This window comes from Cupriavidus sp. R6-3, from assembly GCF_059772245.1.
This window is the reverse complement of sequence record NZ_JCBAJO010000111.1, coordinates 1-15,480: the sequence shown is the minus strand read 5'-3', so window position 1 is coordinate 15,480 and position 15,480 is coordinate 1. Positions and strand designations below refer to the sequence as shown.

Here is a 15,480-nt window from a genome sequence, read left to right as displayed (position 1 = left end):
CTGGCGCGGCTGCGGCCTCGGCGCAAACAGATCGGGCCAGACCTGGAACAGCAGCCCATACAGCGGAAAGGCGCCGATGCCGATCACCATGGCGCCCACCCACCACGTCGCGCGGCCGCGCTCCGCTTCCACTTCGTTCGGCGTGTTCATGTGATCAGCTTCCCTGGCGCCTTGACGTAGTCGCGCTTGACCGCGTCAACGATCCAGTACGCGGTGGCGCCGACCGTTCCGGTCGGGTTGTAGTTCGAGTTCTGCGGAAACAGGCAGGCCCCGGTGACGAACACATTGGGCACGTCCCAGCATTGGCCGAAGCGGTTGACCACGCTGTTGGAGGGATCGCTGCCCATCGCCGCGCCGCCGTTCAGGTGCGTCGACTGATAGCTGGTCGCGGTGAATGGCCGCTGGCGCGGCCCGGGCTCGGTGGCGACTACCCCGCGCATCGCCTTGCCGATCTGGTCGCCCTTCGCGGTCAGGAACGCCGACAGCTTGATGTCATTGTCCGGCAGGTCGTAGGTGATGCGCAGCAGCGGCTGTCCCCAGGCATCGCGATAGGTCGGATCCAGCGACAGATAGCCGCCGCGCGTGGGCATCGCCGAGCCGGTGATGGTGATCGACGCCGAATGGTTGTAGTAGCGGCGCACCGCCTTCTTCCATTCGCTGCCCCAGGCCGGCGTGCCCTTCGGCGTCGGGTGGTAGCCAATCGGCGCGCCGCTGACCACCTGGATCTGGATATAGCCGCCGCCGACGAAACCGAGCGGCCCGTGATCGAAGTTGTCGGCGCTGAAATCGTCGATCGTCACGGCCGCCGCGCCCGCGCCCATGAAGGGGTTGATATGGGTCCGTTCGTCGAAGAACAGGTTGACGCCCGAGGTGGTCTGGTGCGTGTAGTTGCGGCCCACCACGCCCTGGCCCGTGGCCGGGTCGTAGGGCTTGCCGATGCCCGACAGCAACAACAGCCGCACGTTGTGCACGCTGAACGCGCACAGGAACACCATGTCGGCGGGCTGGAAGAACTCCTGCCCGCTGCCATCGACATAGGTGACGCCGCGCGCGAGCTTGCGGTCCTTGTCGAGCTCGACGCGCAGCACCTGCGCCCCGGCGCGCAGCGCGAAGGTATCGAGCTTCATCGCGGCCGGCAGGATGCAGACCTGCGGGGAGGCCTTGGCGAAATGCTCGCAGCCGAAGTTCGAGCAGAATCCGCAGTAGACGCAGGCGCTCATCGGCAGCCCTTCGGTATTGACATAGGGCCGCGTCGACAGCGCCGAGGGCTGGATATAGGGGTGATAGCCCAGCTTTGCGGCCGCCTCGCCGAACAGCGCCGAGGCGTGCGCGACCTTCATCGGCGGATTCGGATACGGCCGCGAGCGCCACGGCTCGAAAGGATTGCCGCCCGGCTGCACCTTGCCCTTCAGGTTGCCGGCATAGCCCGAAGCGCCGATCAGATAGTCGAAGCGGTCGTAGTACGGCTCGAGCTCGTCGTAGCTCAAAGGCCAGTCCTGCGCGGTCAGGTCCGCCGCGAAGATGCCCTTGCCGTAGCGGCGCTCGTAATGGCTGCGCAGCTTGAAGTCGGTCGGATCGAAACGATAGTAGGCGCCGGACCAGTGATTGCCCGAGCCGCCCAGGTGCGTGCCCGGGTAGGCGAACTGCCAGCGCCGCATCGGCAGGGCGGTCTGGCTGGTGTTGTTGCGGAAGGTGAAGGTCTCGGTGGCGGTGTTCTGATGCAGCGCGTGCCGCCGCGTATAGCGCAGTTCGTCATGCACCGTCGGCGCCTGGAAGTCCGGAGAGGGCCACCGCGGCTCGCCGCGTTCGAGCATCACCACGCGATGTCCGGCGGCGGCCAGTTCCTTGCCGATGACCGAACCCGTCCAGCCGCCGCCGACGATCACGGCATCGACACGATCGAGGGTCTTGCTCATGGCCGCCCTCCCTTCGGTGCCGATGCGCCCTTTGCCGGCGACGATGCGTGCGAGCCGCCATGACCGGCGCCGTGCATGGTCCCATGCCCGGCGGCGCGCGCCATCGCGATCGACATCGGCGGCCGCACATAGGCCACGCCATGGCGCTCGATATCGTTGGAGTAGCTGGCATAGACGCCGGGGAAACCGACCAGCTTCCAGCCCGCCATATTGCGATTGCCGCCATGGATCGGATCGCCGAAGAAGCCCTCCATGGTGCCGTCGAGCAGCATCTGGAAGAAGACCTTGCCGGGCAGCGTGCCCAGTTCGATCTCGCCCTTCTCCAGCGCCGTCAGCAAGGCATCCTGTTCACGCGGCTGCAACTGCGAAAACGGCTTGCCGCCATGCCGCTTCGCGCTGACCTCGTCGATCGCGGCCAAACCCGTACGAAAGGCCTGCGCGGGCGTCAGCGCGAGCTGATAGCCCTGCTCCGGTGTGCCGGCCTGGAAGGGTCCATGACGATAGAAATGGTCCCCGCCGCCCCAGGCCCCAGCCAGCTGCCGATCGAGAAAATCGGTCACGCCCGCCTCTCGTGCGCCCGGCCCCAGTTCGTCGTTCGGAATCAACCGGGAAACGATGGCATCCACGGTAATTCTTTCGCGCGCATTGAAAAAATGGGACACGCCACCCGGATTGGCCGCCGCCGCGCTGGCGGGGCCCGGCGGCGCCGCCAGCGCACTATCGCCGACCAGTCCCGTTGCGGCGGCTCCGGCCGGCAACCCGGCCCCGAGGGCTTTCAAAAGCGTGCGCCGCATGGGCGTGAAGGGTTTCGTCATCGCTGCGCTCCTCGAAAAACCGCAGTCGATGCAAGAAGCGTGGCAAGACCACGCCGGGATCACCTGATATGGCGCATCCGCGCCCCTGGTACGGCCGTTGCCTTCGTCCGATGGGGGATGACTATAGGAGCCATACCATGACGAAGCGAAACTGGATTTCCGTTGCAACCTTGAGCGTCGCCATGCTGGGCGGCCTGGTGGCCGGCTGTAACCGCGGCGGCGACGATGCCGCCACTACCGACAGCAGCGCGGCAAGCGCGCCGATGGGCCCCGTCCCGAGCGACACCACCGGCAGCGCGGGTACCGGCACGGGCACGGGTACCACCGGCACTGGCACTGGCACCACCGGTTCGACCGGCACCAGCGGCACCACGGGCACCACTGGCTCGGCCGACACCACCACCGGCACCGCCGGATCGGGCACCACCGGCGCCACCGGCACCACGGGTACCGGCACTGCTGGCTCGACGGGTACGGGCACGGGCACCGGCGCCGCCGCGGGCTCGGGCGGCAGCACCGATACGCGCACCGGCGCAAGCGCACCGCAGTAAGTTCCGCAGCAAGCCCTGAACGCTGGCGGACCCGCCGGCAACCCTTCCCCCTCTCTCCTCGGCCCCTCTCCTGCTCGCGGGAGAGGGGCGTTCGTTCGTGCTCGGGGCGCGTGGGCCGTGCGTTGGTGATCGGTGCGTTGGTGATCGGTGCGTTGGTGATCGGTGCGTTGGTGATCGCTGCGTTGGCGATCGCTGCGTCGTCGAGGCGGCCGCACCACGTCACCCCGCATCGCCACGCCGCCTGGGCGTGGGCAGCATGATCGGTCGAGGCCGCAAGCGCCGTCCCTACGCCGCCTGGGCCGCATGATCGGTCGAGGCCGACAGCGCCTTCCATTGCTCGAGCTCGGCGCGCGCGGCATCGAGCTTGCCACCGATATAGCCGAGCGCATCGGTGCCGGCCGCGAAGCGCAACGGCGCCTGCGGCACGGCGGCCAGCTCGACGATGGCCCGCGCCAGCTTGTCCGGGTCGCCAGGCTGCCGGTGGCTGTAGTCGTCATAGCCGCCGCGCAATGCCGCCGATGCCGACACGTAGTCGGGAATGGCCTCGGCCCCGTAGCGTACCGACGAGCCGTCGAGGAAATCGGTGCGGAAGAAGCCCGGCTGCACGATGGTGACCTGGATGCCGAAGCGCGCCACCTCCAGCGCCAGCGACTCGGAGAAGCCCTCGACCGCGAACTTGGCCGCGCAGTAGATCGACGCGCCTTCGAAGCCGACCATGCCGCCGATCGACGACAGATTGAAGATGCGGCCGGCGCGCTGGCGCCGCATCACGGGCAGCACCGCGCGGGTCACGTGCAGGGTGCCGTGGACGTTGGTGTCGAACTGCTTCAGTACATCGTCGGCGCTGTTCTCCTCGAACATGCCCAGCTGGCCGTAGCCCGCGTTATTGACCAGCACGTCGATGCGGCCGAAGGTCGCCACGGCGCGGTCCACCGCGTCGCGCGCCTGCGCCGGGTCGGTGACGTCGAGGCGCAAGGCCAGCAGACGCTCGCCGTGCCCCGGCAATGCCTGCTCGATGCGCAGCGGATCGCGTCCGGTCGCGACGACGTTGTCGCCGGCATCCAGTGCCGCCCTGGCGATGCACGCGCCGATGCCGCGCGCCGCGCCGGTAATGAACCAGGTCCTGTTCATGCTGAACTCCCGAAGTGTGGATCGATGGACTGTCGGCCTTGCCGGTGTACCGCAATGGCGCACGGCGACGACATGCGGCCATGGTAGGCAGCGTGCGCGGGCGCCCGTTAGACCAAAACTCGGCAGCGCTTGCCTGATTCTCCAGAGCGGTGCGTTGGCGCCGTCCTGCGCTCCCGCGGGCCCTTGTCCGCGCGCTACACTTGCGCGCATACCGGCCTTGCCCCTGTTCCTGGCCTCCAAATGGCGCCTGCGCTAACTGCACAGCACGATGATGCAGCGGGCGTAGAGCGATTCGACGCCTTCATCCCGCGCCTGCCTGGCCACCGCTTCTGACGACCATGTCCATCCCCTTCGATCCAATGCCAACGTCGCCACGACCACACGAGCCCGAGCATGCCCGCCGCCAGCGTGAAGAACGCATGGCCGCACTGATCGGCCGCCTCGCGCCGGCGGAGGGATATACGATGTCCGCGCTCGACGCGGTCAAGTTCCTGCGTGCCAACGGCCCGCTGCCGCGCACGCCGGTGCTCTACGATCCCTGCATCATCGTGCTGTGCAGCGGGCGCAAGCGGGGGTTCTTCGCGGGGCGCGAGTTCGTCTACGACGCCCAGCATTTCCTGGTGCTGTCGCTGCCGATTCCCTTCGAGTCGCAGACCGAGGCCTCGCCGGAGGACCCGATGCTGGCGATCTCGATCCGCGTGGACCTGGGTGTGCTGGCCGAGCTGGCGTTGTCCGTGCCGGCATCGGCGTTGGCATCATCGGGGTTGGGGACACCCGCAGCGTCGGCGTCGGCGTCGGCGTCGGCGTCGGCATCGGCATCGGCATCGGCATCGGCATCGGCGTCGGCATCGACATCGGTGCCGGCATCGGGGTCCGGATCGGCGTTGGAGTTGGCGTCCCGGTCTGGTGCGGCGCCGGCGCCGGAACCCGAGGACGCGAGACCCGCCGAGGTAGCAGGCATCCAGTCGACGCCGCTCGACGACCGGCTCGGCGACGCCGTGGTACGCCTGCTCGAAGCGCTGACCTCGGACATGGAGGCCGCGGTGCTGGGCCCAGCGATCCTGCGCGAAATCTATTTCCGCGTGCTATGCGGCCCCCAGGGCGCGGCGCTGCGCGCGTCGCTCGCCTACCAGAGCAACTTCGGCCGCATCGGCAAGGCGCTGCGAATGATCCATGCCGGCTACGACCAACCGCTGTCGGTCGACACGCTCGCCAGCGCGGCGGCGATGAGCGTGGCGGCCTTCCACGCGGCCTTCAAGTCGGTCACTGGCACCTCGCCGCTGCAGTACATCAAGGCCACGCGGCTGCACAAGGCCCGCATGCTGATGATCCAGCAGGGCATGAATGCGTCCGTGGCGGCCAGCCGCGTCGGCTATGAAAGCCCGTCGCAGTTCAGCCGGGAATTCAAGCGGTTCTTCGGCCGCAGCCCGATCGACGAGGCCCGCGTGATGAAGGAAGCGATGGCGCTGCGCACGCGCGTGGATTGGGCGCGCGCCGCCTGAGCGCTTGCGCCCGGCGGCTGCGGCGCTCGCAGCGCCGGCAGCGCCTGCGGCGTTCGCGCGCAGCGGAACGGTCGCAATTGAGCGGTCGCAATTGCACGGTGCCATTGAACGGTGCCATTGAACGGTGCAATTGAGCGGTCGCAACTGAAGGCCGCAACTGAACGGCCGCGGCGGAGGGCCCGCGCCGCGGGTCAAGAGAATCAGGCAAGCCCGCCCGAGTATTCGGCATGGGCTTGCGCGCCCCGCCTTCGTACAGTGATGGCAAGCGATGGCATCGAGCGCCGAGCGGCGTTTTCCCGGGGAAATGCCGCATCGAACGCGCGCCGTCGCGAATCATCCCACCTTCACTGTACGGAGTACCAATCATGACTGCACAGCAAGACCAGCGCGACCTGGAAGGCCGCGTCGCCATCGTGACCGGCGCGGCGGGCGGCGTAGGACGCGCGACCGTCGAACTGCTCCACCGCCGCGGCGCGCGCGTGGTGGCCGAGGACATCAAGGACGCGGTCACCGAACTGGAGATCGACGGCGAGATCGTTGCCCTCACCGGCGACGTGTCGCAGGAAGCCACCGCACGCGCGGCCGTGGACACGGCGATGGCGCGCTTCGGCCGGCTCGACATCCTGGTCAATAACGCGGCCCGCATCATCAACCGCACGGTCGCCGAGATGACCGTCGACGAATGGGACCAGATCCTCGCGATCAACGCGCGCGGCATGTTCGTGCATGCCCGCGAAGCGCTGCGCGCGATGATCCCGGCCCAGCGCGGCGTCATCGTCAACGTCGGCTCCTACGCCAGCGTGGTCGCGCTGCCGACCATCGGGGCCTATGCGGCGTCCAAGGGCGCGGTGGCACAGCTGACACGGGTACTGGCGGCGGAAAACGGCCAGCATGGCATCCACGTCAATGCGGTGGGTCCGGGCGATATCGTGACCGGCATTCTGGACGACCAGATGCCCAACGGCCGCGAGTTCCTGGCCGAGCACGGCAAGAACAACCTGCTCGGGCGCGCGGCCCAGCCCGAGGAAATCGCCGAGGTGATCGCCTTCCTGGCGTCGGACAAGGCCAGCTTCGTCACCGGGGCGCTGGTGATGGCGGATGGGGGGCATACCGCGGTTTGAGCGAGCCATGCCGGCGGCGCGGCGGTACGGCGCGTCAAACCTGCGAAGGCTCGTGCCGCCGCATCAGGGACTGGACCAGCGGGTGACCCTGGAAATGCTCCAGCAACCTTGTCTTCTGCGGATCCGTCAGCAGCGAATCCTGGATCATGGCTGGCCAGCGAGCCGCCGCTGCCGCAACGGTATGACGGATCGCCGCCGCTGCCGGCTTCTCCGGGATGCCCAGCTCGGCGCAGAATCGCCGGAGAACGGCCGGCCCAATGCCTGGCTTGGCAGCCTTGCCCTGCCGCGCGTCGCTCACCGACATGCGCGGCTTCTCGTTCAGAGCGGGAGGCAGGATGTGCAGCGCATGCCCGGTACGGCGGTTGTACGCGGAATAGCCGACGATGTCGTAGGCCGGCGGCAATTCCGGCGTGCGACCGTCGGGATAGTAGATGCCAATGTTCTTCAAGTGCATGTCGGGATTGCCCAGCATCTCGTTGACGACGATGCGCCGCAGCAGTTCATGCACGGCCGACTCGCCGAGCGACGGGAATTCCATCATCACGCCCGCCACATCGAGATAGCTTGCGCCAAGGTACTTCTGCTCTGGCATGACTTCGAGAATCTGCGCGAAGTCTTCGCAATGAATCCGCCCTTGCGGCGTGCGGTCATAGCGAATCACAGCGAGGAAATTGGTGCGGCTGTCGGCATCGCCAAGATCGTAACCATGCTCCACCGCCAGGGCCTCCAACGGGGCCAGGTGCGCTTCGGTGACATTGACTCCGGCTGCGCCGGCAAGCCGCAGCGACAGTTCCTCCAGCTCGGGCAACAGCGGCTGCCCGACTACCGGCAGCTTGGCGATGATGTGGGTGTCCTGCATCTTGGTCCGGCCCACATATCGCCCGCCCTGCCGGATGACGCCCACCTTCGGCTGCACCCCTGACAGCGAGACGCCGTCGTCCATCGGGTCGGCGGTCACCGACATTTCGACCGAGTCGGCATCCTGCGTGACATAGTGAGCCAGCTCGTCGCGCGTCAGTTCAAGAGGCCGCGCGTGGACGTTGCCCGGCAAATCCTTGCCGCAGGCCGCGAGCATCTCGAAATGGTCCTTCGGGTCGCAACCACGCTGCGCGGCGACATGATCGCGGAAAACGCCTTCGGGCAGCAGGTTCTGGAAGAACGCGGGCAGCAGCCAGCCATTGGAAGGGCTGAAGCGTCCGTTGAATAACGTTGAGCCGACGTCGGCCCACAGCGCCCGCTGCGCTTCGCGTTCGCGGGCCAGCATCGACAGGGAAACCACCGGCGCATCGCGCATGGCGGCAAATGCCTCGTCGGCCACGAAGCGATTGACGACCTGAGCATCGCCGAGCGCGTACTGGAACAGCACGCCTGCCCGAACCTTGCCGATGAAGATACCGACTGCTTTGACGTTCATGAATTGCCTGCCTAGGACTTGTCAGCTTCCGTCTTGCGCGCCGCAAGACGCTCCCGCGCCGCCTGCACACGAGTCTTGACCGCGGGCGCTGTCGGCGTGAACGCGCCGTCCTGAGCCAGGCCGGCTGCCGCGCCCTTCGGCACGATGGCCAGTTCGTAGCCAAGGCGATCGAGCACAGCGAGCAATGTCGTGACTTTATAGTCACCTTCTCCGCTCAGCATGGAGGTAACCGTGCGGCGCGACAGACCGGTCCGCGCCCCGAGCTCGCTCTGCGTCAGCGAGAGGGCCTTCATGCGGGTTCGGAGCAGCGTGGCGATGTCAGGCAATGATCGCATGGTACTAAAGTAGTATATTCTCGAAAAATCATACTTTATTGCTCACTCGACGTCAAAAAAATGAGCAGCAAAGTAGGATAACTGGGCTTTATCCTACTTTACTGCTCACTCCGGCGAGCGCCTCGGTGTCGCCAGCCAATGGCTGGCCTGGCATCAGAAGCAGGTGCCGCCAGGCACCGCCGTACGAAGCTCGGCCTCACCCGCCGATATGCGGCCGATCCGACTGCATTCGGTCGCCTTGTTCATCCGGCGGCGATACCTGCTCGTTCATCACCTCGTTCGGGGTGGGGGCGGGCTTGTCGACGGGTTTTGCGCCGGGCTTGCCGCCCTGCTGGCCCTGCTGGCCCTGCTGGCCCTGCTGGCCCTGTTGGCTTTCCTTGCCCTGCCTGCCCTGTTCCGCCTGCTTGGCGCTACCGGCCGGGTTGCTTTCCGACGGTAGCGTATCGGCCTGGGCGGCCGGGTTCTGCCCACGTTCCTGCGACAGCGGGCCCTTCTCCGGTGTCAGCGACTCGACGGACTGCGGGGCCACGGGGTTCGGAATCCCTGAAGATTTGTCCTTCATGCGCATCTCCGTTTGCAATGGGTAGCGGGTCGGGCCTGCAGCACGCCGCGACAGCGTGGCGCTGCGCCCCCTCCCATGGCGGACGCAAGACACATACCCGGACACACGCCCGGACACATACCCGGACACATGCCCGCCCCATGCGTGCGGATTCAGTCCACCGTCACCCCATTGGCCCGGATGATCTCGCCCCATACCTTGATGTCATCGCGGATCGTCGCCGCGAACGCCTCGCTGGTCTTTGCCCGCGGATTGGCCATGTTCATCAGCGCGAAGCGCTCGCGGATCTGCGGGTCGCCCAGCATGCCGTTGATCTCGGCGTTGAGCCGCTTGACGATCGGCGCGGGCGTGCCGGCGGGCGCAAACAGGCCGTACCAGCTGTTGGTATCGAATGGATAGCCCTGCTCGCGCATGGTTGGCACCTCGGGCGATACGGCGCCGCGGCGGCTGCCGCTGATCGCCAGCGCGCGGATCTTGCCGGAGCGGATCAGCGGCAGCGACGACGAGGTATCGACGAAGGCCACCTTGATCATGCCGCCCTGCAGATCGTTCAGCACCTGTCCGACCGCCTTGTAAGGGACGTGGCGCATGCCCAGGCCGGCCTGCATCTTCAGCGCCTCCATGGTCAGGTGTCCGCCCGAGCCGATGCCCCAGGAGCCGTAGTCATAGGCATCGGGCCTGGCCTTCACGGCCGCGACGAACTCGCGCAGATTGCGTGCGGGGAAATCCGGTGTGACCACCAGGAAGTTGCCGCCCTCGCCCACCTGGGCCACCGGCGCCAGATCGCGCAGCGCGTCGTAGGGCAGCTTCGGCTGCAGCGTATGGTTGATAACGATCGACGCCGCATAGGTGAACAGCAGCGTATAGCCATCGGGCGCGGCCTTGGCCACGGCATCGACGCCGATGATGCCGGTCGCGCCGGGCTTGTTGTCCACCACCACGGTCTGCCCCAGCCGCTTGCCCAGCCGTTCGGCGATCACGCGCGCGAACAGGTCGGTGCCGCTGCCGGCCGAGGACGCGACCACCAGCCGGATCGGCCGCGACGGCCATGTATCGCTGGCCCATGCGGGCCCGGTGGCGAGCGGCGCGGCCACCAGGGCCATCAGTGCCAGCAGCGTTTGCCGCCGGCGGTCCGGCGACGCGAATGCACTGGCGCTACCGTTCGCGCTCTTGTCCGCGCTCTTGTCCGCCCCTTTATCCGCCCTCTTGTGCGCTCCCTTGTCTCCGCTCTCGTACGCGCTCTCGCAGGCGCTCTTCCTGTCGATCGACATCGTCCGTCCTCTCCTTATCGTTGGCTGAACGGGTGGCGCTCACCGCGTTCGATGCTGTCGGCGCAGGCCTGATAGAGACTGCGCGATACATAGCTGGCCACCTGGCGCGAACGCTGGCGCAGCCACCCGGCCTTCAATTCGCGCGCCTGCCGCAGCGTCGGCGCATCGCCCGGCGCGCCGGCAAGCACGTCGATCACGTGCAGGGCCAGCTGGATCTCCCCCTTGTTGGCGAGCCCCTGCGCATGGCGGATCAGCGCGTCGTGATCGCTGACCGCCTCGGCGATCTGCGCGGCGGCCTGCTCCGGCGGCGCCGGATGCAGCGAGGTCGCGTTGCGGTCCCACCAGCCGTTTTCCGCGCGGTAGATATCGCGCGCGATATAGCTGGGATCGCCGTAGCTCGGCCGCATCCAGGGCTTGCCGAACAACTCCTCGGGATAGCGCAGCGCCGCCAGCATCTCGCGCTCGTCCATGCCCTGGTTGATCAGCCGGATCACCTCGTCGTGCAGCCAGTGCAGCGCGCCTGCGGTGTGGCGCAGCACCTCGACCGCCTGCGCGCCGCACAGGTCGGCGCCGAACTCGCGCACCACGCGCTCGGGCTCGAGCGCGGCCAGGTTCTCCAGCGTGCGGGCCCAGCGCGGCGCATCGCGGAGCGTGCGCAGCGGCGTGCCGATGTTCGGGATCGAGTCGATCACGGCCGGGCCGCCGTACAGGATGCGCGATTCGGGCAGCCAGACCGCGAGCGCGTCGTCGGTCTCCGACGGCGCCCACAGCAGCTCGGCGCGGCGCGGTCCGGTGCCGATGGTCAGCCCCTGCGCGAAGGTTTCGGTCGGCGCATGCTGGCTCAGCTTGCCGGCCAGGCGTCCACGCGGCTGGCGGAACTGCACCTCGGCCAGCGCCTCCTGCAGCGGCATGGTGGCGCGGTAGCGCGCCTGCCGGGGCAGCACGTTGGCATGGGCGATCACGCGCGGCGCGGGGTCGCCGCGCTCGGCGCAATGCGCCAGCCACAGCGGCAGCCCGCTGTTGTAGCCGAGATGGCCGTGGCTGAAGACGATGGCGGCGATGGGCAACGGGGTCACGCTGCGCAGTGCGTCGATCATGCCGCGCGTAATGGCGCCGCCAGGACCGGCATCGACCAGCAGCAGCGCATCGCCATCGGCGGCGCCGGACTGCGTGGCGGTCTGCGTGGTGATCTGCGCGACGAAGGACTGGCCTTGGCCGTGCAGCTTCCAGACACCCGGGGCGACGGCCTCGACCCCGTCGCCGGTGGCCAGCGCGGCGGGGCGCGCTTCGAATTCCTGCATGCGAACGACTCCTGTGACAGAACGAAGGACGAGCGCCGCCCTGCTCCGCCGGGGAGCGTCATCGTGGGCAACGCCAGGGAAAAAAGACCGGTAGGACCGGCTAGCGCCGGCCGACGCGGGAACTGACCGGCGCGCTCAGGCTGGCCGCGCAGCAGTCGATCAGTTCGGCCAGCGGCGGCTCGCCGCCGCGGCGGCCCTGGTCGCGATACCAGTGCGCCAGCGAATAGACCACGGTGTCGTTGAACCAGGTCAGCCGCAGGTTCATGACCTCGCGCGGTATCTCGGGGCACAGCGCGAATACCAGCTTGCGCACGCGCACCAGCGCCGAGACCGCGTCGCGTTCGACCAGCCCCTTCTTCAGCAGGTTGGGACTGAACGTGGTCTGCGCCAGCACCTGCAGGTAGTGCCGGCCCCAGTCGGTATCGCGCACCGTGTCGGCCAGCGGCAGGATGGTGCACTCGACCACCGCGTGCAGATCGTTATCGCGGCCCTCGGCGGCCAGCCGGTCCAGATAGCGATGGCGAATCACGTTGATCTGGTGCAGCCGCCGGTTCAGCAGATGGCTGACCAGCGCCTCGCGCGAGCCGAAGTGGTAGTGCAGCGCCGAGCGGTTGCGCTGGCCGCTCTCCAGCACAATCTGGCGCAGCGGCACCTGCTCGACGCCATGCTCGGCGAACAGGCGCTCCGCGATCTCCAGCATCCTGGCAGCGGTGCCCGGCACGGCGGCCTCTTCCTCGGCAACCGGCGCCACCACCTTGCGCCGTCCCGCCGTCTCGGTGTCCTCGCCGATCACCGAGCGAATCTGTTTGAGCTTCATGCGTGCGATCCGCAATGTCCCCGCGACCATCGCGAGGTTCGCTGTCAGCATAGACGCGTCGCGTCGTTCTAATACTAGGGATTAACCCGAGAAATCGGACGTCCTCATGACGCGAACGTGCGCCTCGGGGTAATCCCCAGATTTTCGAATCGCCATGCGGCGCTATGGTGTTCCGGACCCGCGTAATACCACGTATTAAACGCTGCGGGCCACGAAGAACATCGCAAGACACGGAGGAGACACGGCATGAAGGGATGGTGCATCACGGCGGCGGCCGCCGGCCTGATGGCGCAGGGCGCGCATGCGCAATCGTCGGTGACCTTGTATGGCGTGGTCACCGCCAGCCTGCAGTACGTCAACAACTCGCAGAACGTCAGCGGCGGCGTGCTGGCGCCGGGCAGCGGCTCGCGCACGATGCTCAATTCGTCGGGCATCGCGCAGTCGCGCTTCGGCCTGCGCGGCACCGAGGAACTCGGTGGCGGCGTGCAGGCGCTGTTCGTGCTGGAGAACCAGTTCAACACCGACAACGGGCAGATGGGGCAGAACGCGATCTTCGGCCGGCAGGCCTTCGTCGGCCTGAAGAACGAGCTGGGCCGCATCACCTTCGGCCGGCAGTACACCTCGTCGTTCCTGGCACTGGGCAGCTTCACGCCGGTGGCCTACGCCCCCGAGTTCGAGCCGGTGGTCGGCATGGCCGGGCCGAACTTCCGCGAGAACAACATGGTCCAGTACCACGGCAAGTTCGGACCCTTGTCGCTGCACACGCACTGGTCGTTCGGCGAGCGCACCGGCAGTCTCGCCGCCGGCTCGGCCTACGGCATCGGCGTGTCGTACTACACCAACGGCTTCGGCGTGGCGGCGGCCTACGACGAGGTCAAGACGCTCAATGCCGCGCAGGCGTCCGGCGCCTCCGGCTCCAGCGACTACGGCCGCGACATGCGCGCCTTCCTGGCCGGCAGCTACGAGATCGGCGCGTTCAAGTTCGTCGCCGGCTACCGCTGGGGCAACTCGGTGGCGCCCGGCGAGGGCACGCCCACGCTGCTGCCGCACCGCGACGACATGCACTGGGCCGGCGTGCACTGGCAGACCACGCCCGCGCTGCGCCTGAGCCTGGCCTACTACTACGACGACATCAAGCGGGCCGATATCGGCGGCGCCAGCGTCAATCCGGTCAATCCGCAGCAATACCTGGCGCTGGCCGACTATCGGCTGACCAAGCGCACCGATGTGTTTGCCGGCGTGATGTACGCGCGCAATGCCTCGCTGAACTGGGACAACATCGGCTATCTGCCCAACGGCCAATCGGTCGGCTACGCGCCGGCCACCTCGCAGGTCTATTACAAGCGGCCCGACGCCAAGGGACAACTCGGCATCTCGCTGGGCATCCGCACCATCTTCTAGCAGCCACGATGCAAGCCATGGAAAACACGACGACCGATCCCGCCCTCGCCGCGCGCCTGCGCGAGGCCTTCATCTATACCTTCCCGGTGCACGATCTCGCGCAGGTCCGCTGGCAGATCACGCAAAACCCGCAAAACCGCAACCGCGTGCCCGTCAACGGCTTGCTGCATTACCGCCGGCTGCTGGACCATCGCGCCCGCACCGTGACGCAGCCCAACAACGACACGCTGTATTCGCTGTCGTACCTGGCGCTGCACAACGGGCCGATGCTGCTCCGGCTGCCGGACATGGGCGAGCGCTACTACAGCGTGGCGCTGCTGGACATCTTCACCAACAACTTCGCCTGCATCGGCAATCGCACGACCGGCTCGGAGGCCGCCGAATTCCTGCTGGCGGGGCCCGACTGGTCCGGCGACGCGCCAGCCGGCGCGCGGCTGATCCGCTGTCCCAGCAACGATGTCTGGCTGCTCGCCCGGCTGCTGGTCGATGGCGAGCACGACCTGCCGGCGGTGCATGCGTTGCAGGATGCGATCCGGCTTGAGCCGGTGGGATCGCGAGTTGGATCGCGAGCTGGATCGCAAGAAGGACCGCAAGACACCGGCGGCAGCGGCCTGCTGGAGACCGTGCCCGACGAGGCCGATCCGGCCAGCTATCTGGATCCGGTCAATGAGGTGCTGGGCCGCAATCCGGTGCCGGACGACGAACGCGAGCTGGTGGCGAGTTTTGCCGAAGTCGGCATCCGCCCCGGGCATCGCCGTGCCTACGGCGACCTGCCGACGCCGATCCAGCAGGCCTGGCGCGCGATGCTGCCGGCGCTGCGCAAGGAACTGGCGCGCACGCCGGGCTTCGGCAATGGCAGCGAATCGGGTCCGTGGCAATCGGGCCCGGACCATCTGGGCAATTTCGGCAAGGACTACACCTATCGCGCCCATGTATCGCTGATCGGCCTGGGCGCGCTGGAACGCGCCGAGGCCATCTACGCCACCTGCGTCAACGATGCGGCCGGCGAACGGCTGGACGGTGCGCGGGCCTACCGGCTGCATATCCCGCCGGCGATGCCGGTCGACGCGTTCTGGTCGCTGTCGATGTACGAGTTCGCGCCCGACGGCCGGCGCTTCTTCACCGAGAATCCGATCGGCCGCTATACCATCGGCGACCGCACGCCGGGACTGCTGGTCAATGCCGATGGCAGCATCGACCTGTGGCTGCAACATGCGCGGCCCGAGCCGGCACGCGAGGCCAACTGGCTGCCGGCGCCGGCCGGCCGCTTCTCGCTGACCTTGCGCTATTACCACCCGCGCGAGGCGCTGCTGTCGCGGCGCTTCCAGCAGCCGGCGCCGGAG

The 15,480-nt window shown here is 67.8% G+C and carries 15 protein-coding genes; 6 read left to right on the top strand and 9 right to left on the bottom strand.

Annotation, left to right across the window (positions count from 1 at the left end; translation table 11 throughout):
- Positions 1-146: 146 nt before the first annotated feature.
- The gene (locus AC6EI8_RS16595) at positions 147-1,916 is read right to left on the bottom strand and encodes a GMC family oxidoreductase (RefSeq protein WP_498382405.1); all 1,770 of its coding nucleotides are present in this window, start codon (positions 1,914-1,916) and stop codon (positions 147-149) included.
- Positions 1,913-2,542 (bottom strand): gluconate 2-dehydrogenase subunit 3 family protein, encoded by a 630-nt coding sequence (locus tag AC6EI8_RS16590; protein WP_370639476.1) that lies wholly within the window; start codon positions 2,540-2,542, stop codon positions 1,913-1,915. The genes AC6EI8_RS16595 and AC6EI8_RS16590 overlap by 4 nt, the downstream gene beginning before the upstream one ends.
- Between AC6EI8_RS16590 and AC6EI8_RS16585 the strand changes: the two genes are divergently transcribed.
- Together AC6EI8_RS16585 and AC6EI8_RS16580 are read left to right on the top strand one after the other, a co-directional pair.
- Positions 2,532-2,798: a hypothetical protein gene (locus AC6EI8_RS16585; protein ID WP_223819729.1), complete on the top strand. Its 267-nt coding sequence runs from the start codon at positions 2,532-2,534 to the stop codon at positions 2,796-2,798. The two genes, AC6EI8_RS16590 and AC6EI8_RS16585, sit on opposite strands and share 11 nt — an antisense overlap.
- 70 nt (positions 2,799-2,868) lie before the next feature.
- Entirely contained in the window at positions 2,869-3,282 is a 414-nt protein-coding gene (locus tag AC6EI8_RS16580) for a hypothetical protein (protein ID WP_226105976.1), read from the top strand.
- 285 nt (positions 3,283-3,567) lie between these two features.
- Here the strand turns inward: AC6EI8_RS16580 and AC6EI8_RS16575 are convergent, their stop codons facing one another.
- Positions 3,568-4,413: an oxidoreductase gene (locus AC6EI8_RS16575; RefSeq protein WP_226105977.1), complete on the bottom strand. Its 846-nt coding sequence runs from the start codon at positions 4,411-4,413 to the stop codon at positions 3,568-3,570.
- 419 nt (positions 4,414-4,832) lie between these two features.
- Between AC6EI8_RS16575 and AC6EI8_RS16570 the strand changes: the two genes are divergently transcribed.
- Together AC6EI8_RS16570 and AC6EI8_RS16565 are read left to right on the top strand one after the other, a co-directional pair.
- Complete coding sequence (locus tag AC6EI8_RS16570; RefSeq protein ID WP_498382404.1) at positions 4,833-5,915, top strand: AraC family transcriptional regulator; 1,083 nt, start codon at positions 4,833-4,835, stop codon at positions 5,913-5,915.
- 365 nt (positions 5,916-6,280) lie between these two features.
- On the top strand, positions 6,281-7,036 hold the full coding sequence (locus AC6EI8_RS16565) for an SDR family NAD(P)-dependent oxidoreductase (RefSeq protein ID WP_226105979.1): 756 nt from the start codon (positions 6,281-6,283) through the stop codon (positions 7,034-7,036).
- A 34-nt stretch (positions 7,037-7,070) separates the two neighbouring features.
- Here the strand turns inward: AC6EI8_RS16565 and AC6EI8_RS16560 are convergent, their stop codons facing one another.
- From AC6EI8_RS16560 to AC6EI8_RS16535, 6 genes are all read right to left on the bottom strand, one after another.
- Entirely contained in the window at positions 7,071-8,450 is a 1,380-nt protein-coding gene (locus AC6EI8_RS16560; protein ID WP_149316143.1) for a type II toxin-antitoxin system HipA family toxin, read from the bottom strand.
- Positions 8,451-8,461: 11 nt separating this feature from the next.
- Entirely contained in the window at positions 8,462-8,743 is a 282-nt protein-coding gene (locus AC6EI8_RS16555) for a helix-turn-helix domain-containing protein (protein WP_422649768.1), read from the bottom strand.
- A gap of 238 nt (positions 8,744-8,981) precedes the next feature.
- A complete protein-coding gene (locus tag AC6EI8_RS16550; RefSeq protein ID WP_498382403.1) occupies positions 8,982-9,353 on the bottom strand; it encodes a hypothetical protein in 372 nt (123 codons plus the stop codon).
- Between the two features lie 146 nt (positions 9,354-9,499).
- The gene (locus AC6EI8_RS16545; protein ID WP_498382406.1) at positions 9,500-10,450 is read right to left on the bottom strand and encodes a Bug family tripartite tricarboxylate transporter substrate binding protein; all 951 of its coding nucleotides are present in this window, start codon (positions 10,448-10,450) and stop codon (positions 9,500-9,502) included.
- 182 nt (positions 10,451-10,632) lie between these two features.
- Positions 10,633-11,919 carry an alkyl sulfatase dimerization domain-containing protein gene (locus AC6EI8_RS16540; protein ID WP_226105983.1) on the bottom strand — a complete coding sequence of 429 codons (1,287 nt, stop codon included), beginning with the start codon at positions 11,917-11,919 and terminating at the stop codon, positions 10,633-10,635.
- Positions 11,920-12,019: 100 nt separating this feature from the next.
- Positions 12,020-12,736 carry a TetR/AcrR family transcriptional regulator gene (locus AC6EI8_RS16535; protein WP_498382402.1) on the bottom strand — a complete coding sequence of 239 codons (717 nt, stop codon included), beginning with the start codon at positions 12,734-12,736 and terminating at the stop codon, positions 12,020-12,022.
- A 246-nt stretch (positions 12,737-12,982) separates the two neighbouring features.
- Here AC6EI8_RS16535 and AC6EI8_RS16530 point away from each other — a divergent pair, with 246 nt between their 5' ends.
- Positions 12,983-14,137: a porin gene (locus AC6EI8_RS16530; protein WP_498382401.1), complete on the top strand. Its 1,155-nt coding sequence runs from the start codon at positions 12,983-12,985 to the stop codon at positions 14,135-14,137.
- 17 nt (positions 14,138-14,154) lie between these two features.
- Positions 14,155-15,480: DUF1254 domain-containing protein (locus AC6EI8_RS16525; RefSeq protein WP_498382400.1), on the top strand; the 1,326-nt coding region annotated here is incomplete at its 3' end.

What these genes read in the sequence shown, in the direction of transcription:
- AC6EI8_RS16555 (WP_422649768.1), bottom strand. Translation starts at nt 8,743, where the DNA reads ATGAAGGCCCTCTCGCTGACGCAGAGCGAGCTCGGGGCGCGGACCGGT.
- AC6EI8_RS16540 (WP_226105983.1), bottom strand. Translation starts at nt 11,919, where the DNA reads ATGCAGGAATTCGAAGCGCGCCCCGCCGCGCTGGCCACCGGCGACGGG.
- AC6EI8_RS16530 (WP_498382401.1), top strand. Translation starts at nt 12,983, where the DNA reads ATGAAGGGATGGTGCATCACGGCGGCGGCCGCCGGCCTGATGGCGCAG.
- AC6EI8_RS16535 (WP_498382402.1), bottom strand. Translation starts at nt 12,736, where the DNA reads ATGAAGCTCAAACAGATTCGCTCGGTGATCGGCGAGGACACCGAGACG.
- AC6EI8_RS16545 (WP_498382406.1), bottom strand. Translation starts at nt 10,450, where the DNA reads ATGGCCCTGGTGGCCGCGCCGCTCGCCACCGGGCCCGCATGGGCCAGC.
- AC6EI8_RS16595 (WP_498382405.1), bottom strand. Translation starts at nt 1,916, where the DNA reads ATGAGCAAGACCCTCGATCGTGTCGATGCCGTGATCGTCGGCGGCGGC.
- AC6EI8_RS16550 (WP_498382403.1), bottom strand. Translation starts at nt 9,353, where the DNA reads ATGCGCATGAAGGACAAATCTTCAGGGATTCCGAACCCCGTGGCCCCG.
- AC6EI8_RS16565 (WP_226105979.1), top strand. Translation starts at nt 6,281, where the DNA reads ATGACTGCACAGCAAGACCAGCGCGACCTGGAAGGCCGCGTCGCCATC.
- AC6EI8_RS16575 (WP_226105977.1), bottom strand. Translation starts at nt 4,413, where the DNA reads ATGAACAGGACCTGGTTCATTACCGGCGCGGCGCGCGGCATCGGCGCG.
- AC6EI8_RS16580 (WP_226105976.1), top strand. Translation starts at nt 2,869, where the DNA reads ATGACGAAGCGAAACTGGATTTCCGTTGCAACCTTGAGCGTCGCCATG.
- AC6EI8_RS16570 (WP_498382404.1), top strand. Translation starts at nt 4,833, where the DNA reads ATGGCCGCACTGATCGGCCGCCTCGCGCCGGCGGAGGGATATACGATG.
- AC6EI8_RS16585 (WP_223819729.1), top strand. Translation starts at nt 2,532, where the DNA reads ATGGCATCCACGGTAATTCTTTCGCGCGCATTGAAAAAATGGGACACG.
- AC6EI8_RS16560 (WP_149316143.1), bottom strand. Translation starts at nt 8,450, where the DNA reads ATGAACGTCAAAGCAGTCGGTATCTTCATCGGCAAGGTTCGGGCAGGC.